This window comes from Streptomyces hydrogenans (genome assembly GCF_014656075.1).
Lineage (GTDB): Bacteria > Actinomycetota > Actinomycetes > Streptomycetales > Streptomycetaceae > Streptomyces > Streptomyces hydrogenans.
This window is the reverse complement of the sequence record NZ_BNBS01000032.1, coordinates 48,793-74,473: the sequence shown is the minus strand read 5'-3', so window position 1 is coordinate 74,473 and position 25,681 is coordinate 48,793. Positions and strand designations below refer to the sequence as shown.

The following is a 25,681-nucleotide window of genomic DNA, read 5'->3' as shown; positions in this document are numbered from 1 at the left end:
CGCCTCGGCGGCCTCGGCGCCGACCCGCTCGGCCGCGGCCGCGACCTCGGCCCGCACCCAGTCGGCGGTCTCCGGGTCGTGCGAGCGCAGCCGCTCCGCCTCGGCCTCCGCCTCGGAGGTCAGCCGCTGCGCGGTCGACTCGGCCTCGGCGCGGGCCGCGGAGGCGTCCGCCGCGGCCTCGGTGCGCAGCCGGTCGGCCTCCGTCTCGGCCTGCTCCCGCAGCACCCGGATCCGCTCGGCGCCCTCGCTCCGCAGCCGCTCGGTCTCCTCGGCGGCCTCGCGCCGGATCCGCTCGCCCTCGGCGCGGGCGTCGGTCAGTTCCTGCCCGGCCGCGGCCACCTTGGCCTCGGCGTCGGTGTGCAGCCGGGTCAGTTCCTCGGCGGCCTCGGCCCGGCGGGCCTCGGCGGCCCGCTCGGCGTCCGCCCGCAGCCCGGCGGCGGCCTTCTCGGCCGCCTCCCGGACCGCCTCGGCCTGCTCCTCGGACTCGGCGCGCAGCCGGTCCGCCTCGGCGCGGGTCCGCTCCAGGGTCTCCTCGGCCTGGGTCCGGAGCGTCTGGGCGCGCTCCATCGCCTCCGAGCGGACCCTCTCGCTCTCCGCGCCGGCGTTGCCGCGCAGCTCGTCGGCGTCGGCCTTCGCCTTGGCCAGCAGCTCCTCGGCGGTCTTCGCCGCCTCCTCGATCTGCTGGACGGCCTCGCGGCGGGCCTCGCCGCGGATCCGCTCGCCCTCGGCGATGGCCTCGGCGCGCAGCTGCTCGGCCTCGCCGCGCAGCCGCCGGGCCTCCTCCTGGAGCTCGACGGTCTTGGCCCGGTACTCCTTGGTGTCGTCCTTGGCCGAGCCGAGCAGCTCGTCGGCCGACTCCTCGGCGCGGGAGCGCAGCCGGTCGGCCTCGGTCTCGGCCTCGCGACGGATCCGCTCGGCCTCCTCGGAGGCCTTGCGGGTGGTCTCGGCGGCGTCCTCGGACGCCTTGCTGAGGACCTCCTCGGCGCTGCGGGCGGCCTTCGCGAGGGCGGCCGCAGAGTCCTCGGCGGCGGCCGTGCGGGCCTTCTCGGTGGCCTCGGCGACCAGCTTCTCGGAGTGCGCGGTGGCCTCGCGCAGCTTCTCCGCGGCCTCGGCCTTGAGGGCCTCCGCCTTCTCGGTGGCCTCGCCGACCAGCCGGGCGATCTCCGACTTGGCGGTGCGGGTGCGCTGTTCGTTGACGGAGTCGGCGGAGGCCAGCGTCTTCGCCGCGGACTCCTTGGCCTCGGTGAGGGCCTTGTCGGCCTCGGCGCGGGCCTGCCGCAGCTTCTCCTCGGCCTCCTGCATCCGCTGCTCGGCGGCGCGGGACAGCTCGGTGGCCTGGCGCCGGGCCTGGTCGGTCTCGGCGACGGCGGTGGTCCGCAGCTGCTCGGCGTGGCCGGTGGCCTCCTGGGCCTGCGTGGAGGCGGCCGTCATCAGCCGCTCGGCGTCCTTGCGGGCGCGCTGCAGAATCGCTTCGGCCTCGGCGCGGGCGGCCTCCGCCTCGGCGCCGACCCGGCGGCCGGTCTCCTCGGAGAGCCGGGTGGCCTCGGCGCGGGCGGCGGTGAGCGACTGCTCGGCCTCGGCGCGGGCCTCGTCCATCAGCCGGCGGGCCTGGGACTCGGTGCGGGCGCGCAGCTGCTCGGCCCAGGCCACGTTCTCGTTGACGTGGGCCTCGACGGTCTGGCGGCGCTCGTTCAGCTCCTGGTCGAGCTGCTGGCGGCGCTGGACGGCCTCGTTGTGCAGTTCGGCCTGGAGGCGGGCCTGGTGCTCCGCGTGCTCCTGGAGGATCCGCTGGGTCTGCGCCCGGGCCTCGCGCAGCTCCCGCTCGGCGTCCTGGCGGAGCTGCTCGGCCTGCGCCTGGGCGTTCCGCAGCAGCTGCTCGGCCTGGTAGCCGATGTCCGCGCTGTCGTAGGCGGGACGGGACGCGATGGTGCGCCGCGCCTCGTGGAGCTTGGCACGCAAGACCTCGACCTGGTAACCGAGGTCCTCGGCGTGCTGGACGGCCTTCTCGCGTTCCTTCTTCAGCCGGTCCATCTCGGCTTCGAACCGCGAGAGATGGTCGTCTTCAGCTCGGTGGCTCTCCTGGCGTTCGTAGCCCCGCACCGCGCGGTCCATCCTTCCCCGAGCTCTCCGAGCAGGGGAGACCCCAACCCTGGTCGCTACGTTCCGACGAGCACCGTTCACCGGACGGAACGGCCCCCCGGGGAATCGTGGCAGATCGGACGACCCCGACATCCCGACTACGGCGCCGCGCGAAGCGGCCCCGACCGGCCCCGGCCCGGAGCCGCCCACTCTACCGGGCCGGGAATACGGAGGTCAGTGCTCCGCTGAGGAGTGGTCGGCGGAAGGCTGGGCGGAGGTGACGAGTTCGGTCAGGACGCCGTGGCAGTCCTTGGGGTGGAGGAAGGTGATCCGGGAGCCCATGGAGCCGGTCCGGGGCTCGTCGTAGAGGACCCGGACGCCCTTGCCGCGGATGGCCTCGGCGTCCCCGTCGACGTCCGCGGTGCCGAAGGCGATGTGGTGCACGCCCTCGCCGTTCTTGGCCAGCCACTTGCCCACCGCGGAGTCCTCGCGGGTCGGCTCCAGGAGCTGGAGGTAGGAGGCCCCGCCGTCGTCGGTGGCGTTGATCCTGAGCATGGCCTCGCGGACGCCCTGTTCCTCGTTGACCTCGGAGTGGTAGACCTCGAAGCCGTACGTGGCACGGTAGAACTCGACGGTCTTGTCCAGGTCGAAGCAGGCGATCCCGATGTGGTCGATACGCGTCAGCATGGCTCCAGTGCACCCCTGCCGGGATGGTTACGCAACGTGCGCGCCGTCACACCGGCAGGCCGGTGACCTCGCGCCGCACCGCTCAGTACATTGGCGGTAAACCCTCGTTCACTCCTCACCCCAAGGGGCCGTGCCTCATGTCTGGAACGACCGGTACCACCTCAGTGATCGTCGCGGGCGCCCGCACGCCCATGGGTCGCCTGCTCGGCTCGCTCAAGTCCTTCTCCGGCGCCGACCTGGGCGGTTTCGCCATCAAGGCCGCCTTGGACCGGGCCGGCATCGGCGGCGACCAGGTGCAGTACGTGATCATGGGCCAGGTGCTGCAGGCCGGCGCCGGCCAGATCCCCGCCCGCCAGGCGGCCGTCAAGGGCGGCATCCCGATGAACGTCCCCGCCCTCACCATCAACAAGGTGTGTCTCTCGGGCCTGGACGCCATCGCGCTGGCCGACCAGCTGATCCGCGCCGGTGAGTTCGACATCGTGGTCGCCGGTGGCCAGGAGTCCATGACCAACGCCCCGCACCTGCTGCCGAAGTCCCGCGAGGGCTTCAAGTACGGCGCGATCGAGATGCTCGACGCGATGGCGTACGACGGTCTGACCGACGCCTTCGAGAACATCGCGATGGGCGAGTCCACCGAGAAGCACAACACCCGCCTCGGCATCGACCGCGCCTCCCAGGACGAGATCGCCGCGCTGTCGCACCAGCGCGCCGCCGCCGCCCAGAAGAACGGCATCTTCGAGGCCGAGATCACCCCGGTCGAGATCCCGCAGCGCAAGGGCGACCCGGTCGTCTTCGCCAAGGACGAGGGCGTCCGCGCCGAGACCACCGTCGAGTCCCTCGGCAAGCTCCGCCCGGCCTTCGCCAAGGACGGCACCATCACCGCCGGCACCTCCTCGCAGATCTCGGACGGCGCCGCCGCCGTGGTCGTGATGAGCAAGGCCAAGGCGCAGGAGCTGGGCCTGGAGTGGATCGCCGAGATCGGCGCCCACGGCAACGTGGCCGGTCCGGACAACTCGCTGCAGTCGCAGCCGTCCAACGCGATCCAGCACGCGCTGAAGAAGGACGGCCTGACCGTCGACGACCTCGACCTGATCGAGATCAACGAGGCGTTCGCCGCGGTCGCCGTGCAGTCCATGAAGGACCTCGGCGTGTCCCCGGAAAAGGTGAACGTCAACGGCGGCGCCATCGCGCTCGGCCACCCGATCGGCATGTCCGGCGCCCGCGTGGTGCTCCACCTCGCGCTGGAGCTCAAGCGGCGCGGCGGCGGCATCGGCGCGGCCGCGCTGTGCGGCGGCGGCGGTCAGGGCGACGCCCTGATCATCCGCGTCGCCGGCAAGTAAGCCCCAGCAGGAGCCCGCAGGAGAACCAGGAGAACGCAGCATGGTGGACGTCCCCGCACTGGTCGCCCAGGCACGGGAGGGCCGGCCGCGGGCCGTGGCCCGCCTCATCTCGCTCGTGGAGGGGGCGTCCCCGCAGCTGCGCGAGGTGATGGCGGCGCTGGCCCCGCTCACCGGCAACGCCTACGTGGTGGGCCTCACCGGCTCGCCCGGCGTCGGCAAGTCCACGTCGACCTCAGCGCTGGTGACCGCGTACCGCCGGGCCGGCAAGCGGGTCGGCGTGCTCGCCGTCGACCCGTCCTCGCCGTTCAGCGGCGGCGCGCTCCTCGGCGACCGGGTCCGGATGTCGGAGCACGCCTCCGACCCGGGCGTCTACATCCGCTCGATGGCCACCCGCGGCCACCTGGGCGGCCTCGCCTGGTCGGCCCCGCAGGCCATCCGGGTCCTGGACGCGGCGGGCTGCGACGTGATCCTGGTGGAGACCGTCGGCGTCGGCCAGTCCGAGGTGGAGATCGCCGGCCAGGCCGACACCTCGGTGGTGCTGCTCGCGCCGGGCATGGGCGACGGCATCCAGGCCGCGAAGGCGGGCATCCTGGAGATCGGCGACGTGTACGTGGTCAACAAGGCGGACCGGGACGGGGCCGACGCCACCGCCCGCGAGCTCAACCACATGCTGGGCCTCGGCGAGGCCCGCGGGCCGGGCGACTGGCGGCCGCCGATCGTGAAGACGGTCGCGGCGCGCGGCGAGGGCGTCGACGAGGTCGTGGAGGCCCTGGAGAAGCACCGGGCCTGGATGGAGGAGCACGGGGTCCTGGCGGAGCGCCGCAAGGCCCGTGCGGCCCGCGAGGTGGAGACCATCACCATCACGGCGCTGCGCGAGCGGATCGGCGACCTGCACGGGGACCGGCGCCTCGACGCGCTGGCCGAGCGGATCGCGACCGGCGCGCTCGACCCGTACGCGGCCTCCGACGAGCTCCTGGCGAGCCTGACGGGGAACTAGCCCCCGGGACGTGCGAAAGGGCCTCCCCGCTCGGCGGGGAGGCCCTTTCGCGTGCCGCGTGACATCTGTCAGGTCACGGCTTTCCGCGCTTGCCGCGCAGCCGCTCGGCGACCGGCTTCAGCGACTCGTGGAGGTCTCCGAGCGCGTCCGGGGTGAGCCGGTCGATGAAGTGGTCGCGGACGGACTCCACGTGGTGCGGGGCGACCTTGCGCATGGTCTCCATGCCGCGGTCGGTGAGGACCGCGTAGAGTCCGCGCCGGTCCGACTCGCAGTTGACCCGCTCGACCAGCCCGGCGTTCTCCATCCGGGTGATCTGGTGCGAGAGGCGGCTCTTGGACTGGAGGGTGACGGCCGCGAGGTCGCTCATCCGCAGCCTGCGGTCGGAGGACTCGGAGAGGTTGACGAGGATCTCGTAGTCGTTCATCGTCAGGCCGAAGGGCTGGAGGTCCCGCTCCAGCTGGTGCGTCAGCATTCTCTGGACGTCGAGGAAGGTGCGCCACGCGCACTGCTCGGCGTCGGTGAGCCAGGGGGTGGCCGTCTCGGTGTCCATAGAGTGGATTCTACCTAAGAAGTTGAATACTTGACGAAATCTGGGAGGTGACGCGCGGCACCCGCCGGATCGACCGCGGTCCCCGCGCGGCCGTTCGAAGCGTCACGCTCCGCAGACTACCGCTCACAGCCCGAAGCGCCGCTGCAGGTCTCCGAGCTGACCGGGAAGGCGCGGCACCGCGCCCTGCACCGCCTGGCCGGAACCGTGCGCCCCGTGCCCGCCCGGAACCCCGGCCTGGGCCGGCGGCCCGCCGATCTCCCGCTCCGCCATCAGCAGCTCCGTCGACTGGAGCAGCACCGTGCCCGCGCCCACGAACTCGAACTGGTGCTCCTCGCCCGAGGAGCCCCCGATGCCGGTCAGGGCCCGCAGGCCGCCCATCACGCCCGTCAGGTAGCCGTGGTCGTAATGGTGACAGGGCGAGGGGCAGTCCGCCCAGCCGACCAGCGCCTGGGGGTCCACCCGCAGCGGCGGCTCCATGAAGACCACCGGCCCGTTCGACGCCGCCACGAACTTCCCCGTGCCGATCAGCGTCACGAAACCCGGCACGATCGACTGCTTCAGGGCCAGCGTCGGCTGGTAGGCCAGCAGGTTCCCCGAGCGGATCGTCAGATTGCCCTCGTCCAGGTCGTAGGAGTTCACGTCGAAGGCCCGGTCCGCGAGCAGCATCTTCCCGGAGCCCTCGGCCACCACCCAGTCGCTCGCGTGCAGCGGCGAGTGGAAGGACGTGCGCACCAGCCGGTCGAGCCGCCCGTGCCCGATGCCGTTGAACTCGATCCGCCCGTAGTAGGCGATCATCTTGCCCTTCTGCAGGAACCACTGGGAGCCCTTGAGCTCCACGCAGAAGGTGTACGCGTTGACGTTGTCGTCCGACGGCAGGGTCTGCGGATCGTGGATGACAGGGGTGCTCACAGCTTCTCCTCCGACGCCTGGACGTACACCGCACCGCTGCCGCTCAGCTCCAGCTGGAACGCCTCGCCCGAGCCGCGGCCCACCATGTCCCGCCAGCCCAGCGCGGTCGACAGCTTGTTGCGGACGTCGCCGTGGTGGGCCACGTACGCCTGCGGGTCGACGTGCACCGGACGGCCCGGCACGATCGGCAGCTCGATCACCCCGCCGTGCGCCATGACCGCCACCGAGCCGTGGCCCCTGAGGGTCGTGGTGAAGAGGCCCTGGCCGGTCACCTGGCCGCGGACCAGGCCCATGACCCCGCCCTGCGAGCCCAGGAACATCGTGCCCTGCTCCAGGGTGCCGTCGAAGGCCAGCAGCCGGTCGGCCTCCACGTAGAGGGTGTCGCCGGTCAGCGCGATCACCTGGATGTGGTGGCCGCCGTGCCCGAACATCACCGTGCCGCTGCCCTCCACGGTCATCAGCGGCGTCGCCTCGCCGGCCACCCGGCGGCCGATCATCGACATCAGCCCGCCCTGACCGCCCGCCGTGTTCGGCGTGAACGTGACGTCGCCGCGGTACGCGAGCATCGCGCCGCGCTGGCTGAACAGCCGCTGTCCGGGGACGACGGCCGCCTCGATCATCTTCGAGTTGATCTCACGGAAGGGCATCAGACGTCGCCTCCGACGGTGTTCCGCTCGCTGGGCTGGACGTAGACCAGGCCGTCGCCCTCGAAGCGGATCTGGAACGCCTCGCCGCCGCCCTCGCCGAGCAGGGTGCGGAAGGTCACACCGGACTGGAGGTGCTGCTGGAGGTTCCCCTGATGGGCGACGTACGCGCCGGGGTCCACCGACAGCGGGTACTGCGGGGTGACCCGGAGCACCGTCGCCGGGCCGTCGGACATGATGGCCGCCTGCCCGGTGCCCTCCACCGTGGTGGTGAAGAGGCCGTTGCCGCTCGCGCCGCCGCGCAGGCCCGTGAAGGTCGTGCCGGTGCGCAGCCCCGCGTCGGCGCAGAGCAGGTTGCTCGCCTCCACCCACAGCTTCTCGCCGTGCAGGTGGACGAGGTTGATCTCGGAGGCCCGGTCGGCGAACCAGCAGGTCCCCTGGCCCCTGACCTCCATCACCTCCATCTGTTCCCCCGTCAGTCGACGGGTGACCATGCCGCGCAGGCCCTCCCCGCCGCCGCTCATCTTCTTGAACGCCATCTGCCCGTCATAGGCGACCATCGAGCCGTTCTTCGCCTTGACGGCGTCGCCGGTCATCGTCACGGCGAGCACCCTGCTGCCCTGGAGTCGGAACGTAGCCACGGCCCGAAGGTAGCGGGGACCCGGATAAAGAGACAGCAAAGTCGGCGTGCACAATGGATCCGCCCACCCCTTGTGCATCCGTTCACAAGATCGCGCCCGGCGGCCCGTCCGCCGGCCCGCGGCACCGGCCCGCATCATCGGCTCGAAACGAAGGTGACCCCTCCGTGGACCTCAAGACCGCTTCCTCGCTCCACCGCCTCCGGCTCGTCTCCGCGCCCGAGGCCGTCTCGTTCCTGCTCCTGCTGGTCTGCTCGGTGCTCAAGCGGACCACGGACTTCAATGCGGTGCCGGTGATGGGCGCCGTCCACGGCGTGCTCTTCGTCCTCTACGTGCTCTTCTGGCTCGACGCCTGGAACCGCGCCAAGTGGAGCCTCGGCACCGCCGCCGTCTACTTCCTCCTCTCCGTCGTGCCCTTCGGCGGCTTCTTCGCCGACCGCAAGCTGAAGGCCGAGGCCGACTCCGCCGTCACCGCCTCCCGCGCCAAGGCCGCCGAGGGCGTGAACGCGTGATCGTCGCCTTCTCCGTCACCCCGCTCGGCGTGGGCGAGGAGGTCGGCGAGTACGTCGCCGACGCCGTCCGCGTCGTCCGCGAGTCCGGCCTCCCGAACCGCACCGACGCCATGTTCACGTCCATCGAGGGGGAGTGGGACGAGGTCATGGACGTCGTGAAGCGGGCCGTCGCCGCCGTCGAGGCCCGCGCCCCGCGCGTCTCCGTCGTCCTCAAGGCCGACATCCGGCCCGGCGTCACCGACGGCCTCACCGCCAAGGTCGAGACGGTGGAGCGCCACCTCGGCGCCTGACCCCGCCGCACCCGAAGCCCCCGGCCCACGGCCGGGGGCTTTTCGCCGCCCGCGTCGAGGGCCGGGCCGGGAGCCGCCGGGCGCGGGCCGCGGCTCCGGGGGTTTGAGCGGGTGCTCAACATCGGTTACCGTCCTCCTTGAGCGATCGCTCAAAACGGGGGAGTGGCCGTGGGAAGCCACGGCGTGTTCCCGTCCCGGCCGCCGCCGGCCCGGTGTCTCCGCGGGGGAGCGCCACCGGGGCCGGCGGCGCGCCGCGCAGGCGAGGAGGGGCGGGTGTGAGCGGGGACGAGAAGCCCCGGGGGGCACGGGACGCCAAGGGGCGCGAGACCCGGGAGAAGCTGCTCGACGGCGCCCTGCGGGCCCTCGTGGAGCACGGCATCGCCGGCGCGTCCGCCCGCACCGTCGCGGCCGCCGCCGGAGTCAACCAGGCCCTCGTCTTCTACCACTTCGGCACCGTCGACGAACTCCTCGCCGCCGCCTGCCGGCGCGGCGCCGAACAACGGGTGGCCCGCCACCGCGACCGGCTCCGGGCCGTCGGCAGCCTCACCGAGCTGCTCGCCTTCGGGCGGGCCATGCACGCCGAGGAGCGGGACGCCGGGCACGTCGCCGTCCTCGCCCAGCTGCTTGCCGGAGCCCAGACCCACCCCCGGCTCGCACCCGCCACCGCCGCCGGGCTCGACCTGTGGGTCGAGGAGATCGAGGGCGTCCTGCGCCGGGTGCTCGCCGGCACCCCGCTGGACGGCTTCGCCGACCCGGCCGGGCTCGCCCGGGCCGTCGCCGCCTCCTTCGTCGGGCTCGAACTCTACGAGGGCGTCGACCCGGAGGGCGCCGACGCCGCCCTCACCGCGCTCGAACAACTCGGCGCCCTGCTCGCCGCCGTGGAGGAGCTGAACCCGGTGGCGCGGAAGGCGGTGGCGTACACGCTGCGTCGATCGGGTGGACGCGGGCGGTAGAACGCCCTCACTCGGAGCACTCCAGTCGACACGCCCGGCGATCTCCCCTTCTGTGGGGATATCGACCCGATCGACGACAGCTGGAGGCACCGTGCGGCCGGGAGGCTACGACTACGACACCTACAGCCGACTCGCCGGTCCCCTCACGGAACCGGACGCGGCGCAGTACCAGGTGCAGTACACGAGTCTGCTCTCGAAGGAGCCGCACCGAATACGAGCCGTCCTGCTCATGGCGCTCGCGCCGCTGCTCTCCGCGGTGCTCCTGGCCTACCTGGTCTGGCCCAGCCACTGGACCGTCCGCGAGGGCGACGACACCTGGCGGGTGCCGTACGACACGGTGATGCTCGTGTCGATCGGCCTCATCTGCCTCTTCATGCTGGTGAACGTCACGTCGATCGCCCACGCCACCATGGTCGCCCGCGACCCCGTCCCGGTGTATCCCGCCCGGGGCACCCGGGTCGCCTTCCTCACCACCTACGTGCCCGGCAAGGAACCCCTCTCCATGGTCCGCGCCACCCTGGAGGCCGCCGTCCGCATGCGGCACGACGGCACCCTGCACGTGTGGCTCCTCGACGAGGGCGACAGCGACGAGGCCAAGGTCCTCTGCGCCGAGCTCGGCGTCCGCCACTTCACCCGGGCCGGCGTGCCCGAGTGGAACCGCAGGAAGGGCGTGCACAAGGCGAAGACCAAGCACGGCAACTACAACGCCTGGCTGGCCATGCACGGCGACGCCTACGAGTACTTCGCCTCGGTCGACACCGATCACGTGCCGCTCCCCAACTTCCTGGAGCGGATGCTCGGTTACTTCCGCGACCCCGACATCGCCTTCGTCGTCGGCCCGCAGGTCTACGGCAACTACACGGGCGCCGTCACCAAGGCCGCCGAGTCCCAGCAGTTCCTCTTCCACGCCCTCATCCAGCGCGCCGGCAACCGCTACCGCGCCCCGATGTTCGTCGGCACCAACAACGTCGTCCGGATCTCCGCCCTCAAGCAGATCGGCGGCCTGTACGACTCCATCACCGAGGACATGGCCACCGGCTTCGAGCTGCACCGCCGCAAGAACCCGGTCACCGGCCACCGCTGGCGCTCCGTCTACACCCCCGACGTCCTCGCCGTCGGCGAGGGCCCCGAGTCCTGGACGGACTTCTTCACCCAGCAGCTCCGCTGGTCCCGCGGGACGTACGAGACGATCATCAAGCAGTACTGGAAGGCGCCGTTCAGCATGCCTCCCGGCCGCCTCCTCAACTACACGCTGATGCTCGTCTACTACCCCATGACGGCCGTCAACTGGCTGCTCGGCATCCTCAGCTGCGTCCTCTACCTGTGGCTCGGCGCCTCCGGCACCCAGGTCTCCTCCCAGGTCTGGCTCATGATCTACAGCGACGCCGTCGCCCTCCAGATCGGCCTCTACCTCTGGAACCGCCGCCACAACGTCTCCCCGCACGAACCCGAGGGCTCCGGCGGCCTCGCCGGCATGGTCATGTCCGCGCTCTCCGCGCCCATCTACCTCAAGTCCCTCGGCTCCGCGCTGTTGCGCACCCGCGGCCGCTTCGTCGTCACCCCCAAGGGCGGCGCCGCCAGCCCCGACCGGGTCCTCACCTTCCGCATCCACCTCTACTGGGCGGTCGTGCTCGTCGCCTCCCTCGTGGCCTCGGTCCACTTCGACCACACCCACGCGGCGATGCGCACCTGGGCGGTCCTCGCCCTCGTGATCGCGCTCGCCCCGGTCACCGTCTGGGCCTTCACCGGCCTGCGCGACCGGCGCGCCCGCACGGTCCGCGCCCGGGCCCGCGCCCGGACCCGCGACCGCCGTCTCGCGGTCGCCCGCAAGGGGATCGAGCTGCGCACCGTACCGCCGCTGCCGCAGTTCCCGCCCCTGCCCCCGCACCCGCCCGCGACCACCGCGCCCACGACGACCGGAGGGAACTGATCCATGGCCTACCGGCCGTCCAAGAAGTTCAAGAAGACCCTGCTCGGCAGCGGCGCCGTCCTCGTCCTCGCGGCGCTCAACGCCCCCGCCGCCGTCTCCTTCGCCTCGGAGAAGTACCACGCCTACAAGATCGCCCAGCCCGGCTACAAGAAGAAGTACGGCTCCTGGGGCGGGATCTCCGTCCCCGACGGGGCCCGGATCAACGCCATCCACGCCGCCCTGCTGCACACCGGCAAGGTGCTGCTGATCGCCGGCTCCGGCAACAACCAGAAGAACTTCGACGCGGGCACCTTCGACACCGTCCTGTGGGACCCGGTGAAGAACACCTTCAAGAAGATCCCCACCCCCGAGGACTTCTTCTGCGCCGGTCACAGCCAACTGCCCGACGGGCGGCTCCTGGTGGCCGGCGGCACCGCCCGCTACGAGGTCCTCGACGGCGGCGTGAAGAAGGCCGGCGGCGGCATGCGGGTGAAGAACGAGAGCCCCGACAAGGCGGTCACCCTCAAGAAGGGCACCGTCTTCCGCTCCCCGTCCGGCGTCGAGTACGTCACCACCACCGACGTCACCGTCCCCAAGGCGAAGCGCGAGTTCGAGATCTCGTACTTCAAGAGCGGCCAGATGAAGCCGTGGAAGACCAAGGTGACGGCGGCCGAGGCCCGGGTCTTCGTCGAGGCCGTCGAGGAGGGCCCGCAGGCCCTCACCACCGAGGCCGCGCAGTACGAGGTCGTCGGGCTCAAGGGCAAGCAGGCCGACAACGTCTACGGCCTCGCCCAGAAGCTCACCACCGAGAAGCAGGACTTCCAGGGCATCAAGGCCGCCTACGAGTTCGACCCCAAGGCGGAGAAGTACATCCCGGTCGCCCCCATGAAGGACGCCCGCTGGTACCCCACCCTCGTCGGCCTCCAGGACGGCAGGGTCCTCGCCGTCTCCGGGCTCAACGACGTCGGCGACGTCGTCCCCGGCGACAACGAGATCTACGACCCCGCCACCAAGAAGTGGAGCAAGGGCCCCTTCCGCTACTTCCCCACCTACCCGTCGCTCTTCCTCACCAAGGGCGGCAAGCTCCTCTACACGGGCTCCAACGCCGGCTACGGCCCCGCCGAGAAGGGCCGCGCGCCCGGCCTGTGGGACCTGGAGACCAACACCTTCACCAAGCTCCCCGGCCTCAGCGACCCCGACCAGCTGGAGACCTCCGCCTCCCTGATCCTGCCGCCCGCGCAGGACCAGAAGGTGATGGTCCTCGGCGGCGGCGGGGTCGGCGAGTCCGCCAAGTCCACCGCCCGCACCGCCATCGTCGACGTCGGCAGCGAGAACCCCACCTTCCGGGACGGCCCGGCCCTCCCGCAGGGCACCCGCTACCTCAGCAGCGTCCTCCTCCCCGACGACACCGTCTTCACCACCGGCGGCTCCCGCGACTACCGCGGCCGCAGCGGCAGCGACATCCTCAAGGCGCAGTTCTACGATCCCGCCACCAACGCCTTCGCGGAGGCCGCCGACCCCACCGTCGGCCGCAACTACCACTCCGAGGCGCTGCTGCTGCCCGACGGACGGGTCGCCACCTTCGGCTCCGACCCGCTCTTCGACGACAAGGACAACACCAAGCTCGGCACCTTCGAGCAGCGCATCGAGGTCTTCACCCCGCCCTACCTCCACCGGGCCGGCGCCGACCGGCCGGTCCTCGGGGAGGGCCCCCAGGAGCTCGACCGGAACGGCCGGGCCACCTTCAGGACCAAGGACGCCGGCCGGATCGTCAAGGCCCGGCTGATGCGGCCCAGCGCCGTCACCCACACCACCGACGTCGAGCAGCGCTCGGTGGAGCTGGGCCTGACGAAGGGCAAGGACGGGCTCACGGTCACCGTGGACGCCCCCGGGGACCGCACCCTCGTCCCGCCCGGCTGGTACATGCTCTTCGTCACCGACGAGGCCGGCATCCCCTCCGAGGCGAAGTGGGTCCAGGTCGCGGGGGAGGAGACGAAGGAGACCGACTGAGCCGGCTCAGGCGTCCGCGCGGCGGGCCAGCCCCAGCGCGTACTCCGGCCACCAGGTCCCCGCGGACGGGCCGCCCCGGCACTGCCCGTCCGAGTCCCCGGGCCGCTTGATCCACAGATACGCGTCCACCAGCGCGTCCCCGGTCCGGTCCGTCGGCGGCACGCCGAGCGACCGGCCCGGGGGATTGCACCAGGCCTCCGCCCCGTCCCCGGGGAGGGGGCCGGCGCCGTTCCGGCTCGTGTCCACCGTGAAGTGCATCCCGCCGAGCAGCCCGGACAGGGTCGCCCCGAAGTCCCGCACCGTCGCCGTCGTCTGGAAGTTCGACACGTTCAGCGAGAAGCCGTCCGCCCGGCCGATCCCCGCCCGCCGCAGCGGCTCCACCAGCTTGCCCGGATCGTCGATCCACGCCGGGTTCCCCGCGTCCAGGTACACCCGCGTCCCCGGCTGCCGCTTCAGCCGCTCGATCGCCTCGGCCAGCAGCGCCGAGCGCTCCTCGTGGTACTGCCCCGGCGTGCAGCCGTCCACCATGTGCGGCACCGCGTCCGGCTCCAGGACCACCACCGCCGAGGCGTCCCCGATCGCCGAGGCGAAGGAGTCCACCCACGCCCGGTACGCCTGCGCGTCGTGCGCGCCGCCCGCCGAGTACATGCCGCAGTCGCGGTGCGGGATGTTGTACGCCACGAAGACCGCCGTCCGGTTCTCCGCCGTCGCCCCGCCCACCGCCCGCCGGATCTCCGGCACCGGGTCGTCCCCGGCCGGCCAGTCCGCGACCGGCTGCTCCGAGATCCGCTTCAGCACCCGGGCGTCGTCGGTCCGGCCCTGCGCCTCGTACCGCCGCACCTGCTGGGCCGCGTCGCTGTCCGGATCCACCCAGAACGGCGAGCCGCCGGTCGGCGCCGGGGCCTCGCCCTTCGTCGCGACGGGCGGACCCACGGGGGAGCGCGGGGGCCCGTCGGAGGAGCAGCCGCTCGCGGTCAGCAGCAGCGCGCCGAGCAGGGCGAGCGTGGCGGTGGCGGTGGTACGGCGGGACATCCGGCCCCCTGGGTCGGCACACGGGGAGTACGGGCGTGCGTCCGCCCGCGACAGCGGGACGAACGGGGCTCATCGTGACATGACGGTCACTCCGCGTCCGGCTGCGACACCGCGATCCCCAGCGGCGTCCGCTCGTACAACACCTGGTGGCCGTAACGCCGCGAGGTCAGCAGCCCCGCGTCCCGCAGCACCGCCAGGTGCGCCGACACCGACGACGGCGCCCGCCCCAGCCGGTGCGCCAGCGCCGTCGTCCCCGCCGGCTCGTCCAGCGCGCACAGCACGTCCGCCCGCACCGGACCGAGCAGCCGCGCCAGCGCCTCGGGCGTCCGCTCCCGCGCCCCCGTCCACAGCCCGCCGATCCCGCGCACCGGATACACCACCGTCGGCTGCCACGGCTCCTCGAAGCCGCTCACCACCTCCGGCCAGATGAACACCGACGGCATCAGCACCAGACCCCGCCCGCCCAGCGCCCGCACGTGCTCCCCGCGATAGGCGCTCACCTCCAGGACGGCCGCCTCCGGGTCCCACGAGAACGACGGGTGCAGCTCGCCCAGCAGCCGCTCCAGACCGCCCTCCGCCAGCCGCCGCGAGTGGTAAGCGACATCCGCCTCCAGGAGCGCCCGCAGCCGGGGCCACTCGGGCGCCACCAGCGCCTCCCACGCCTCCTGGAGCAGATCCGCCAGCCGCGCCGCGGCACCCGCCGGATCCGCCAGCATCGCCTGCCCCGCGGCGCTCTCCGCCGCCCCGGGCGTGCAGGCCAGCGCCCGCGCCAGATCCGGCCCGACCAGCGCCGGATCGACCGCCCGCACCGCCGCCAGCTCCTCCTCGAAGGAGGCCGCGGGCCCCAGCGGCGGCGGATACAGGAAGTCCGGCGAGTGCCCCCGCAGCGGCATCAGCAGCTGGAGCGGCGCGAGGTCCAGCGCCCGCGCGGCGCCGGCGATCCGCCGCAGCCACGGCAGGTGGTACCCCTGCTGCCGGGGCCGCGCCAGCACCCGCACCGCCGACTGCGTCTCCCACAGCGGCGACACCGCGAAGCGGATCCGCAGCGGATCGGTCTCCCCGAAGAGCAGGTGGTACGGCACGCGGGCCCCCTACGGCGGAACATTCGGCTGGAGCCGAAAGTCTAGGACGCCGTCGCCACGCCCCGCAGGCTGCGCTCATGGCTCCTGCCGACACCCCTGCCCCTGCCCCTGCCCCTGCCTCTGCCTCTGCCTCTGCCTCTGCCTCCGCCTCTGCCTCTGACGACGCCGCCGGCCCTGCGTGCGCTTTTGCCGACGCTCCTGCCCCTGCTCGCGTTCCTTCCCCTGCCCAGACCCCCGACCCCGACCCCGCCTCTGCCTCTGACGACGCCGCTGCCCCTGCGCGCGCCTCTGCCGACGTTCCTGCCCCTGCTCGCGTTCCTTCCCCCGCCCAGACCCCCGACCCCGCTTCTGCCTCTGACGACGCCGCTGCCCCTGCGCGCGCCCCTGCCGACGCCCAGACCCCCGACCCCGCCACCGGCTACCTCGCCGTCTTCCGCGTCCGGGAGTTCCGGTGGGTCTTCGGGGCGCACCTGCTCTCGCTCCTCGGGCTCGTGGTCAGCGAGCTGGCGCTCACCGTCCTCGTCTACGACCTCACCCGCTCCCCGCTCCTCTCCTCCCTCACCTTCGCCCTCGGCTTCCTCCCCTACCTCCTCGGCGGCACCCTCCTCGCCGGGCTCGCCGACCGCCACCCGCCCCGCCGGGTCCTCGTCGTCTGCGACCTGATCTGCGCCGGGGCCGTCGCGCTCATGGTGCTGCCCGCGACCCCCGTCGCCGGGCTGCTCGCGCTGCGCTGCGCCGTCGCCGCCGTCGCCCCGGTCTTCCAGGGCACCCGGATGGCGACCCTCGCCGACATCCTCGGCGACGGCGACCTCTTCGTCCTCGGCCGCTCGCTGCTGCGGATCGTCTCCCAGTCCGCCCTGCTCGCCGGCTTCGGCGTCGGCGGCGTCCTGCTCACCGTCGTCCCCGCCCGCGGCGCCATCGCCGTCACCGCCGCGACCTTCCTCCTCTCCGCCCTGCTGCTGCGGCTCGGCACCGCCCGCCGCCCCGCCCGCGCCGCCGAGACCCGTGAAGGGCTCGGCGCCACCTGGTCGCTGCTGCGCGACCGCCGGATCCGCGGCCTGATGCTGCTCTTCTGGGTGCCGCCGCTCTTCGTCGTCGTCCCCGAGGCCCTCGCCGCGCCCTACGCCGACGAGCTCGGCGTCTCCACCGCCGCCCTCGGCCTCCTCATGTGCGCCCTGCCCGTCGGCACCATCGCCGGGGAACTCCTCGCCGGCGCGGTCCTGCGCCCCGCCACCCGCGTCCGCCTCGTCGCCCCGCTGCTGCTGGCCGGCTTCCTCCCCTTCCTCCTCTACGCGCTCCGCCCCGGCCCCGCCCTCGCGGCGCTCGCCCTCGTGCTGGCCGGCGCCACCGGCGCGTACACCCTCGGCCTCGACGCCCGGTTCGTCGCCGCCGTCCCCGAGGAGCGGCGGGGGAGGGCCATGACCCTGATGACCGCGGGCATGATGACCGTCCAGGGCCTCGGCATGGCCGGTGCGGGCCTCGCCGCCGAATTCGTCCCCGTCCACCTCGTCGTCGCCGGCGCGGGACTGCTGGCCACCGTGATCCTCGCGGTCCTCCTGGCGACCGAAGGACGAGACGGGGCTGACCGCCATATGACCAGTCGGTAAGGTCGACGCGTGCCGAAGCCGCTCAGTCTCCCGTTCGACCCCATCGCCCGAGCCGACGAGCTCTGGCAGAAGCGCTGGGGTCCGGTCCCCTCGATGGCCGCGATCACCTCGATCATGCGCGCCCACCAGATCCTGCTGGCCGAGGTCGACGCGGTGGTCAAGCCGTACGGACTGACCTTCGCCCGCTACGAGGCGCTGGTGCTGCTCACCTTCTCCAAGGAGGGCGAGCTGACCATGTCGAAGATCGGCGAGCGGCTGATGGTCCACCCCACCTCGGTGACGAACACCGTGGACCGGCTGGTGCGCTCGGGCCTCGTCGCCAAGCGCCCCAACCCCAACGACGGGCGCGGCACGCTGGCCTCCATCACGGAGAAGGGCCGCGAGGTGGTCGAGGCGGCCACCCGCGACCTGATGGAGATGGAGTTCGGCCTCGGCGCGTACGACGCCGAGGAGTGCGCCGAGATCTTCGCCCTGCTGCGCCCCCTGCGGGTCGCGGCGCACGACTTCGACGAGGGATGACCCCCGCGAAGATCGCCCCGGAACGGGCGGTTACGCTCGACGGCATGAAATCCAGCGTGCTGACCCGCTACCGCGTCATGGCGTACGTGACCGCCGTCATGCTGCTCGTGCTGTGCACCTGCATGGTCTTCAAGTACGGGTTCGACATGGGCGAGGACGTGACCTTCGCGGTCTCCCAGGCCCACGGCGTCCTCTACATCATCTACCTGGTCTTCGCCTTCGACCTGGGCTCCAAGGCCCGGTGGCCGTTCGGCAAGATCGTGTGGGTGCTGCTGAGCGGAACGATTCCCTTCGCCGCCTTCTTCGTCGAGCGCAAGGTCGTCGCCGAGGTGAAGCCGCTGGTCAGCGGCGCGCAGCCGGTCCCCGTCAAGGTCTGACCCCCACCCCCGCACAGACGTGCGGGGGTTTGTCATCGACATTTACTAGGACGTCCTAGTAAATTCGAAGGCATGGACGCTGACGCCATCGAGGAAGGCCGCCGTCGCTGGCAGGCCCGTTACGACAAGGCCCGCAAGCGCGACGCGGACTTCACCACGCTCTCCGGGGACCCGGTCGAGCCGGTCTACGGGCCCCGGCCCGGGGACTCGTACGAAGGGTTCGAGCGCATCGGCTGGCCCGGCGAGTACCCCTTCACCCGGGGACTCCACCCCACCGGCTACCGGGGCCGCACCTGGACCATCCGCCAGTTCGCCGGCTTCGGCAACGCCGAGCAGACCAACGAGCGCTACAAGATGATCCTCGCCGCCGGCGGCGGCGGGCTCTCGGTCGCCTTCGACATGCCCACCCTGATGGGCCGCGACTCCGACGACCCCCGCTCGCTGGGCGAGGTCGGCCACTGCGGCGTCGCCATCGACTCCGCCGCCGACATGGAGGTCCTCTTCAAGGACATCCCGCTCGGCGACGTCACCACGTCGATGACGATCTCCGGCCCCGCCGTGCCGGTCTTCTGCATGTACCTCGTCGCCGCCGAGCGCCAGGGCGTCGACCCCGCCGTGCTCAACGGCACGCTGCAGACCGACATCTTCAAGGAGTACATCGCGCAGAAGGAGTGGCTCTTCCCGCCGGAGCCGCACCTGCGCCTCATCGGCGACCTGATGGAGCACTGCGCCGCCGGCATCCCCGCCTACAAGCCGCTCTCCGTCTCCGGCTACCACATCCGCGAGGCCGGGGCGACGGCCGCGCAGGAGCTGGCGTACACCCTCGCCGACGGCTTCGGCTACGTCGAGCTCGGCCTCTCCCGCGGCCTGGACGTCGACGTCTTCGCCCCGGGCCTCTCCTTCTTCTTCGACGCCCACCTCGACTTCTTCGAGGAGATCGCCAAGTTCCGCGCCGCCCGCCGGATCTGGGCCCGCTGGATGAAGGAGGTCTACGGCGCCAAGACCGACAAGGCGCAGTGGCTCCGCTTCCACACCCAGACCGCCGGCGTCTCGCTCACCGCCCAGCAGCCGTACAACAACGTGGTCCGCACCGCGGTCGAGGCCCTCTCGGCCGTCCTCGGCGGCACCAACTCCCTCCACACCAACGCCCTCGACGAGACCCTCGCCCTCCCCAGCGAGCAGGCCGCCGAGATCGCGCTGCGCACCCAGCAGGTGCTCATGGAGGAGACCGGCGTCGCCAACGTCGCCGACCCGCTGGGCGGCTCCTGGTACGTCGAGCAGCTCACCGACCGCATCGAGGCCGACGCCGAGAAGATCTTCGAGCAGATCAAGGAGCGCGGGCTGCGCGCCCACCCGGACGGCAAGCACCCGATCGGCCCGATCACCTCCGGCATCCTGCGCGGCATCGAGGACGGCTGGTTCACCGGCGAGATCGCCGAGTCCGCCTTCCGCTACCAGCAGTCCCTGGAGAAGGGCGAGAAGCGCGTCGTCGGCGTCAACGTCCACCACGGCTCCGTCACCGGCGACCTGGAGATCCTGCGGGTCAGCCACGAGGTCGAGTGGGAGCAGGTCCGGGTCCTCGGCGACCGCAAGGGCCGGCGCGACGAGGCGAAGGTCCGCGCCTCCCTCGACGCCATGCTGGCGGCCGCCCGCGAGGGATCCAACATGATCCCGCCGATGCTCGACGCGGTCCGCGCCGAGGCCACCCTCGGCGAGATCTGCGACGTGCTCCGCGAGGAGTGGGGCGTGTACGTCGAGCCCGCGGGCTTCTGACCCCCCGCACGGGAACGACGACAGGGCCGGTACGGGAGCTCCCGTACCGGCCCTGTCCGCGCGCGGTCAGCGGACCGGGCCCACGACCTTCGCCGGGGTGATCCGGAGCGTCACCCGGACCTCCTCCGGCGGCAGTTCCGCGTACTCCCGGCCGGCCTCCGCGCCCTCGTACTTCTCCGCCAGCGCCACGGCCAGGGCCCGGCCCTCGTCCTCGGTCACCGTCGCCGAGCCGCGGATCTCGGAGTAGCGGTCCGGGTCGTCGCGGTCGAGCACGAGGAGGGAGACCCGGGCGTCGGCCCGGATGTTCTTGACCTTGCGGCGGCCCTCCTCGCTGGAGACCAGGACGTCGTCGCCGTCCCGGCCCACCCACACCACGGAGGTCTGCGGGGACCCGTCGGGCTGGAGCGTGGACAGCACGGCGGGGTGGGCGCCGTCGAGCAGGGCGCGCACCGGCTCCGAGAGCCGGATGTCTGAACGGATGGCCATGCGGGGCACGCTAGCCGAGTGCCGCGGCCGCGCCCAGGCCGCCCACCAGGAGGGCCGAGAGGCGGGCCACCCAGGCCGTGTCGACCGGCTCGGCGCTCACCAGCGCGCGGTGCACCACCGCGCCGGCGACCACGTCGAAGATGAGGTCGTCGAGGGCGTCCACGGTCACCGGGTCGGGGTCCGCGGACAGTTCGCCGCGCTCCTGGGCCCGGCGCCGGCCGTCGAGCACCAGCCGCTTCTGGCGGTCCACGATCGAGGTGCGGATCCGCTCGCGCAGCGGGGCGTCACGGGTCGACTCGGCGACCACCGCCATCAGCGCCGTCTTGGTCTCGGGCCGCTCCAGGAGGGCCGCGAACTGGAGGACGACGTGCTCGATGTCGGCCTGGAGGGAACCAAGGTCGGGCAGTTCGAGTTCATCGAAGAGGACGGCGACGGCGTCGACGACGAGTTCGTTCTTGTTGGCCCAGCGGCGGTAGAGGGTCGTCTTGGCCACGCCGGCCCGGGTGGCCACGTCGCCCATAGTGAGCTTGGACCAGCCCATGTCCACCAGGGCCGCGCGCGTCGCCTCCAGGATGGCCGCGTCGGCCTCGGTGGAGCGGGGACGGCCGGTACGGGTGTTGCGGGGGGTGGTGCTGCACATGGACGACGACCATACCCGCCGGTAGGTACGGCGCCAGAGGCGTGCGATGTGAGGCAGTTCACGGTACGGGGCTCCCCCCGGCGGGGCCCGCCCCATTACGCTACGACCCGTAGCGAAAGGCTTTGAGCGGCCCGAGCGACAACCACGCAGGACGCCGGGTGGGGACCCGGCGAGCGGAAGGCGCCCTCGGCGGAGGGCGCTGTTCAGCCATGACTTACCGGATCCGCGCGCGGAAGGGGGAGGATGTACTCATGCAGCCCCGAAACATGTCCATGAGCGGCGTCGTCGACCTCGCCGCGGTGAAGGCGGCCGGAGAGGCCAAGGCGAAGGCGGAGCAGGCGCGCGCCGAGGCCGCCCGCCACGGCGGACCCGCGGCGGTACCGCCCTCCGCCCTCGTGATCGACGTCGACGAGGCGGGCTTCGAGCGCGATGTGCTCCAGCGTTCCGCCGAGGTCCCGGTCGTCCTCGACTTCTGGGCCGAGTGGTGCGAGCCCTGCAAGCAGCTCGGCCCGCTCCTGGAGCGGTTGGCCGTGGAGTACGACGGCCGTTTCCTGCTCGCGAAGATCGACGTCGACGCCAATCAGATGCTGATGCAGCAGTTCGGCATCCAGGGAATTCCGGCCGTTTTCGCGGTCGTCGCCGGTCAGGCCCTCCCCCTCTTCCAGGGGGCGGTGCCCGAGGCGCAGATCCGCGAGACCCTCGACCAGCTGATCCAGGTCGGCGAGGAGCGCTTCGGCCTCACCGGTCTCGCCGTGGACCGGGACGCGGACGGCTCCGAAGCCGCCGCCCGCCCGGTCGCCGGCCCCTACGACGCCCTCCTGGAGGCGGCCATGGCCGCGCTCGACGCGGGCGACCTGGCCGGCGCGGTGCAGGCGTACAAGAACGTCCTCGCCGACGACCCCGCGCACCCCGAGGCCAAGCTGGGCCTGGCCCAGGCCGAGCTGCTGAGCCGGGTGCAGGGCCTGGACCCGCAGACGGTGCGGAAGAACGCGGCGGACAACCCGTCGGACGTCGCCGCGCAGATCGCCGCCGCCGACCTGGACCTGGTGGGCGGTCACGTGCAGGACGCCTTCGGGCGGCTCGTCGAGACCGTGCGCCGGACCTTCGGCGACGACCGGGACGCGGCGCGGCTGCGGCTCCTGGAGCTGTTCGAGGTGATCGGCCCGGAGGACCCGCGGGTGATCGCGGGCCGGCAGGCGCTGGCGCGGGTGCTGTTCTAGCCCCGAATTCCCGGCCCTGGGCTAAGCGCCTGCTCAGGGCAGGGGAAAGCGTCGGATCGCCTGGCGATTTGGCGACACGGTGACAAACGGCGGCCGCGCTTTACCAAATCTTGATAATCGCGGCCGCTGTTACTTGCAGTAAATCGAACCCGTGGGTCTGTCCGGGTTTCTTCTCTCATAAGCGGATTTTCCGCACCACGAACCTCCACCCTGCGTACCCGGGCGGCGGCATCGCGCCATGGCGTGGTCACGCATCCGTTACTAGCGAGTAATGAACCCCTTGTGCGGGCGCCGTGAATGGACCACGATCGGCCACGCTCGGTCCGAACCGCACGCCCCGGCCACCATCGGGGAGCGCGGCGAGGGTCCCCACCGGGCGGACCGGCGCCACAGGCGGCCGGTCGTCGGACAGGGGGGTTCCTGCTCCCACCGGGCAGGACCTGTCCACCGGGCCGTGCGCACGCGCGGCACATGGTTGTCGCTCGGGGGTGATCGCCGGTGATCCGGATGCGCTTCGCGCCTCCTGACGCTTCGGCGCTCTCCTTCCCGAGGACGTAGCTCTTCTCCCATCCCAGGACGGGCCCCGGGCCCTTCTGGAGATGTACGTCCGAGAAGGAGGATTCTCATGAAGTCCCAGGTTCGTGGCGGGACCAGATGGAAGCGGTTCGCCGTCGTCATGGTCCCGAGCCTGGCGGCCACGGCCGCGATCGGCGTCGGTCTGGCCCAGGGTGCGCTCGCCGCGTCGTTCGCGATCTCCGGCCAGGAGTTCAAGGTCACGACGGACAAGCTGGAAGGCACCGAGTTCGTCCAGTACGGCAGCATCGCCAAGGGCAAGACCCTTGACGGCAAGCCGCTGGCGGCTCCGGTCGCGGTCTCCGGCTTCGACACGGCCAAGATCACCAACATGTGTCAGTCGGTCGTGACCCCGGTTCCGGGTCTCGGTCCGATCACCCTTCGCCTGAAGGCCGGCGAGGCCGCCGCGAAGACCGGCAAGGACGAGGACAAGGTCTACGGCAAGGACCTCTACCTCGACGTCTCGTACCTCGAGGCCGACGCCGACTTCAAGAACATCGACATCGGCGTCGCGGCCGGCTCGCTGCCGAAGACCGAGGGCGGCCAGGGCATCCAGCCCAACACCGAGGCCAACCCGAACGGCTTCGGCCAGCGCGCCGACGTGGCCACGCTGTCCAACGTCAAGCAGAAGGCGTGGGCCACCACGGCCGGCACCTTCAAGCTCCCCGACCTCAACCTCTCCCTGCACATGGGCACCGAGGCGGAGTGCTTCTAGGACCCCAGCCGGTCCTTGGGGTGCGGGCCGTTCCGGCGGCCCGCACCCGCACCGGGGCCCGTCCCCGGTCTCTTCACCCTTCTCAGCAACACCGCTTCCAGGGAGCTGTTTCCATGAGCGCCGAGACCCCTGCCTCCCCCGAAGTCCGCAAGGAGAACCGGTTCAAGGTCTGGCGGCAGACCCGGCCCTTCTGGGCGGGACTGTTCACCATCTTCGCCAGCCTGCCGATCGCGTACCTCCCCTACGGGGACGTGCGGCTCGGCAACATGACCCTGGCCATGGCCACGACCGCCGGAGCCGGTGCGCTGATCATCGGCGTCCTGCTCTTCACGCTCGGCCTCACGATGTGGTTCCAGCCCATCGTCCGGGTCTTCGCGGGCGTCGCGACGATCGTGCTCGGCCTGGTCTCCATCCCCGTGTCGAACTTCGGCGGTCTCGTCATCGGGTTCTTGTTCGCCCTCATCGGCGGCGGCATGTCCGCGGCCTGGGCACCCGCCCCGCCGGTCGAGGAGACCGACGACGCGGAGCACGACGGTGAGCCGGAGGCCTCCGAGGAGGCCGCGTACGACTCCGAGGCCGAGACCCGGGCGGTCCTCGCGGCCGGAGTCCCGGAGCCGCGCGAGGCATACGGGCCGGCGACCGACACGACGATCGACGCCAAGGGCGGGAGGAACAGTGCGGGGTGACGAGACCCAGCAGGGCCTCGGCAGGAGCGGGCCGCGCCACGCGGCCCCGCGCAAGACGCTGCTGAACAGGATCCAGGGCCCGGCGGGCAAGGCGATGGCGTTCGCCGCCATGCCGACCGCGGTGCTCATGGGCATGGGCCTCGCGCCCAGTCCCGCGCTCGCCGACGAGAAGGACGTGCCCTTCGCACCCGGCCCCTGTGTGACCCGCTCCGACGAGCCGGTGGCGGAGGAGACGACGGCCACGCCCACGGCGAAGGCCACCGAGACCGCGAAGCCCGAGCCGACGGCGACGGCCACCACCCGCCCGGCCGAGCCCACCGGCGAGCCGACGGCGACCCCGTCCGCCACCGCCACGCCCACCGCGACGGCGAGCCCGTCCGCGACGGCCACCGGCGCCGCCGAGGCGACCCAGGGCGGCGCGCAGGCCCTGGCCGACACCGCCGACACGGCGGCGAAGGCCACGCCCACGCCCACGCCCACGCCCACCAAGTCGGTCAACCCGCTCGACCCGCTGGGCGTCGGCGACGCCCTCAAGGACTTCTTCGGCGGGCTCGCCCCGAAGGGGGAGCCCACGGCCGCCCCGTCGGCCGGCGCGACCCCGTCCGCCACCGCGACGCCGGCCCCGTCGGCGACGACGGCCGCCCCGCAGCAGAAGGCCGCCACGGCCGACGACCCCGCCGCCACCAAGGCGCCGGCGGCCACCGAGGCGCCCGCCGCGAAGACCGGCACGGCGGACACGAAGGCCGGGGAGACCGAGGCCGCGAAGACCAAGGCCGCCATCAAGGAGGCCGCGGAGAAGGCCGGCGTCGAGGCCGAGGAACTGCCCGAGAGCGCGCAGGGCCTGGACGCCAAGCCGGACACCGACATACCCGAGGGCGCCAAGCCCCGCTTCCCGTGCCCCGAGCGCGACGACGCGGCCCTCGCCGCCGCCGAGGTCGAGCAGGGCATCCCGCTGCTGCCGGACGCCCCCTGGCGCCTGGAGAGCTCGCTGCTCACCCTCAGCGGCCTGAAGTACCACGGCATCGTCGAGGTGAAGACCTACGGCGGCCAGGTCAAGAAGGTCCTGAAGTTCACCGCGACCTACGTCGGCATCAAGGACCTGCACCAGATCACCGAGCACTCCGACGGCCTGGTCGGCCACGTCCGCTCCAAGAGCGGTTCGACGTCGACCATCACCGGCGGCACGGTGACCATGTACACGGAGGAGCTGAAGGGCAACCTCCTCGGCATCATCCCGATCACCTTCGCCCCCGAGTCGCCGCCCCCGCTGGACATCCCGGCCGTCTTCTTCAGCAACGTGAAGCTGAAGCAGGCCGGCCAGTTCGGCGGCAACCTCCACGTCGAGGACCTGCGCAACACGATCGAGCCGGGCTGATCCCCGTACCCCTCCGGGAGCCGCACACGGCGAAGCCCCCGTCCGGTCCTCCGGGCGGGGGCTTCGTCATGGTGCCGT

At 72.4% G+C, this 25,681-nt stretch carries 25 protein-coding genes; 15 read left to right on the top strand and 10 right to left on the bottom strand.

Annotated features, from left to right (window positions below):
• Together scy and mce are read right to left on the bottom strand one after the other, a co-directional pair.
• A partial coding sequence (scy, locus tag IE321_RS16170) for a polarized growth protein Scy (protein ID WP_308439709.1) occupies nt 1-2,100 on the bottom strand: 2,100 nt, incomplete at its 3' end.
• A gap of 213 nt (nt 2,101-2,313) precedes the next feature.
• Nucleotides 2,314-2,766, bottom strand: coding sequence for a methylmalonyl-CoA epimerase (gene mce, locus IE321_RS16165; protein WP_043219745.1), 453 nt, complete (start codon nt 2,764-2,766; stop codon nt 2,314-2,316).
• A gap of 137 nt (nt 2,767-2,903) precedes the next feature.
• On the opposite strand from mce, the gene IE321_RS16160 reads away from it, so the two are divergent.
• Nucleotides 2,904-4,106 (top strand): acetyl-CoA C-acetyltransferase, encoded by a 1,203-nt coding sequence (locus tag IE321_RS16160; protein ID WP_079021799.1) that lies wholly within the window; start codon nt 2,904-2,906, stop codon nt 4,104-4,106.
• A 40-nt stretch (nt 4,107-4,146) separates the two neighbouring features.
• Entirely contained in the window at nt 4,147-5,103 is a 957-nt protein-coding gene (gene meaB / locus IE321_RS16155; RefSeq protein ID WP_043219750.1) for a methylmalonyl Co-A mutase-associated GTPase MeaB, read from the top strand.
• A 73-nt stretch (nt 5,104-5,176) separates the two neighbouring features.
• On the opposite strand, the gene IE321_RS16150 is transcribed toward meaB, so the two are convergent.
• The 4 genes from IE321_RS16150 to IE321_RS16135 all read right to left on the bottom strand — a co-directional run bounded on the left by IE321_RS16150 (nt 5,177) and on the right by IE321_RS16135 (nt 7,847).
• Nucleotides 5,177-5,653 (bottom strand): MarR family winged helix-turn-helix transcriptional regulator, encoded by a 477-nt coding sequence (locus tag IE321_RS16150; protein ID WP_043219751.1) that lies wholly within the window; start codon nt 5,651-5,653, stop codon nt 5,177-5,179.
• 123 nt (nt 5,654-5,776) lie between these two features.
• On the bottom strand, nt 5,777-6,562 hold the full coding sequence (locus IE321_RS16145; protein WP_043219753.1) for an AIM24 family protein: 786 nt from the start codon (nt 6,560-6,562) through the stop codon (nt 5,777-5,779).
• Nucleotides 6,559-7,209 (bottom strand): AIM24 family protein, encoded by a 651-nt coding sequence (locus IE321_RS16140; protein ID WP_043219754.1) that lies wholly within the window; start codon nt 7,207-7,209, stop codon nt 6,559-6,561. Before IE321_RS16140 ends, IE321_RS16145 begins: the two co-directional genes overlap by 4 nt.
• A complete protein-coding gene (locus IE321_RS16135) occupies nt 7,209-7,847 on the bottom strand; it encodes an AIM24 family protein (RefSeq protein WP_190223396.1) in 639 nt (212 codons plus the stop codon). Before IE321_RS16135 ends, IE321_RS16140 begins: the two co-directional genes overlap by 1 nt.
• 164 nt (nt 7,848-8,011) lie before the next feature.
• Here IE321_RS16135 and IE321_RS16130 point away from each other — a divergent pair, with 164 nt between their 5' ends.
• From IE321_RS16130 to glxA, 5 genes are all read left to right on the top strand, one after another.
• A complete protein-coding gene (locus tag IE321_RS16130; protein ID WP_043219757.1) occupies nt 8,012-8,356 on the top strand; it encodes a DUF3817 domain-containing protein in 345 nt (114 codons plus the stop codon).
• Nucleotides 8,353-8,646, top strand: a complete 294-nt coding sequence (locus IE321_RS16125; RefSeq protein WP_043219759.1) for an MTH1187 family thiamine-binding protein — start codon at nt 8,353-8,355, stop codon at nt 8,644-8,646. The genes IE321_RS16130 and IE321_RS16125 overlap by 4 nt, the downstream gene beginning before the upstream one ends.
• A gap of 275 nt (nt 8,647-8,921) precedes the next feature.
• Nucleotides 8,922-9,599 (top strand): TetR/AcrR family transcriptional regulator, encoded by a 678-nt coding sequence (locus IE321_RS16120; protein WP_051841625.1) that lies wholly within the window; start codon nt 8,922-8,924, stop codon nt 9,597-9,599.
• Between the two features lie 91 nt (nt 9,600-9,690).
• The gene (locus IE321_RS16115) at nt 9,691-11,529 is read left to right on the top strand and encodes a glycosyltransferase family 2 protein (protein ID WP_190223395.1); all 1,839 of its coding nucleotides are present in this window, start codon (nt 9,691-9,693) and stop codon (nt 11,527-11,529) included.
• A 3-nt stretch (nt 11,530-11,532) separates the two neighbouring features.
• Nucleotides 11,533-13,518, top strand: coding sequence for a radical copper oxidase GlxA (gene glxA / locus IE321_RS16110; protein WP_190223394.1), 1,986 nt, complete (start codon nt 11,533-11,535; stop codon nt 13,516-13,518).
• Between the two features lie 6 nt (nt 13,519-13,524).
• Here glxA and IE321_RS16105 read toward each other — a convergent pair whose 3' ends face one another.
• Both IE321_RS16105 and IE321_RS16100 read right to left on the bottom strand, forming a co-directional pair.
• The gene (locus IE321_RS16105) at nt 13,525-14,550 is read right to left on the bottom strand and encodes a glycoside hydrolase family 6 protein (protein WP_190223393.1); all 1,026 of its coding nucleotides are present in this window, start codon (nt 14,548-14,550) and stop codon (nt 13,525-13,527) included.
• Between the two features lie 86 nt (nt 14,551-14,636).
• Nucleotides 14,637-15,632, bottom strand: coding sequence for an ArsR/SmtB family transcription factor (locus tag IE321_RS16100; RefSeq protein ID WP_190223392.1), 996 nt, complete (start codon nt 15,630-15,632; stop codon nt 14,637-14,639).
• Between the two features lie 470 nt (nt 15,633-16,102).
• On the opposite strand from IE321_RS16100, the gene IE321_RS16095 reads away from it, so the two are divergent.
• From IE321_RS16095 to icmA, 4 genes are all read left to right on the top strand, one after another.
• A complete protein-coding gene (locus IE321_RS16095; RefSeq protein ID WP_226651484.1) occupies nt 16,103-17,239 on the top strand; it encodes an MFS transporter in 1,137 nt (378 codons plus the stop codon).
• Nucleotides 17,240-17,248: 9 nt separating this feature from the next.
• Nucleotides 17,249-17,758, top strand: coding sequence for a MarR family winged helix-turn-helix transcriptional regulator (locus IE321_RS16090; protein WP_043219774.1), 510 nt, complete (start codon nt 17,249-17,251; stop codon nt 17,756-17,758).
• 44 nt (nt 17,759-17,802) lie between these two features.
• Nucleotides 17,803-18,135, top strand: a complete 333-nt coding sequence (locus IE321_RS16085; RefSeq protein WP_190223390.1) for a DUF3817 domain-containing protein — start codon at nt 17,803-17,805, stop codon at nt 18,133-18,135.
• Between the two features lie 72 nt (nt 18,136-18,207).
• A complete protein-coding gene (gene icmA / locus IE321_RS16080) occupies nt 18,208-19,908 on the top strand; it encodes a coenzyme B12-dependent isobutyryl-CoA mutase large subunit (RefSeq protein WP_043219776.1) in 1,701 nt (566 codons plus the stop codon).
• Nucleotides 19,909-19,974: 66 nt separating this feature from the next.
• Here the strand turns inward: icmA and IE321_RS16075 are convergent, their stop codons facing one another.
• Nucleotides 19,975-20,394: a PPOX class F420-dependent oxidoreductase gene (locus IE321_RS16075; RefSeq protein ID WP_190223389.1), complete on the bottom strand. Its 420-nt coding sequence runs from the start codon at nt 20,392-20,394 to the stop codon at nt 19,975-19,977.
• Nucleotides 20,395-20,404: 10 nt separating this feature from the next.
• Nucleotides 20,405-21,034 carry a TetR/AcrR family transcriptional regulator gene (locus IE321_RS16070; RefSeq protein ID WP_043219778.1) on the bottom strand — a complete coding sequence of 210 codons (630 nt, stop codon included), beginning with the start codon at nt 21,032-21,034 and terminating at the stop codon, nt 20,405-20,407.
• A 251-nt stretch (nt 21,035-21,285) separates the two neighbouring features.
• Here IE321_RS16070 and IE321_RS16065 point away from each other — a divergent pair, with 251 nt between their 5' ends.
• The 4 genes from IE321_RS16065 (at nt 21,286) to IE321_RS16050 (ending at nt 25,603) form a co-directional block, all read left to right on the top strand.
• Complete coding sequence (locus IE321_RS16065; RefSeq protein ID WP_190223388.1) at nt 21,286-22,254, top strand: tetratricopeptide repeat protein; 969 nt, start codon at nt 21,286-21,288, stop codon at nt 22,252-22,254.
• A 625-nt stretch (nt 22,255-22,879) separates the two neighbouring features.
• Nucleotides 22,880-23,542, top strand: a complete 663-nt coding sequence (locus IE321_RS16060) for a DUF6230 family protein (protein ID WP_043219780.1) — start codon at nt 22,880-22,882, stop codon at nt 23,540-23,542.
• 113 nt (nt 23,543-23,655) lie between these two features.
• Nucleotides 23,656-24,228: a DUF6114 domain-containing protein gene (locus IE321_RS16055; RefSeq protein WP_043219782.1), complete on the top strand. Its 573-nt coding sequence runs from the start codon at nt 23,656-23,658 to the stop codon at nt 24,226-24,228.
• A complete protein-coding gene (locus IE321_RS16050; RefSeq protein WP_190223387.1) occupies nt 24,218-25,603 on the top strand; it encodes a hypothetical protein in 1,386 nt (461 codons plus the stop codon). The genes IE321_RS16055 and IE321_RS16050 overlap by 11 nt, the downstream gene beginning before the upstream one ends.
• Nucleotides 25,604-25,681: the final 78 nt, after the last annotated feature.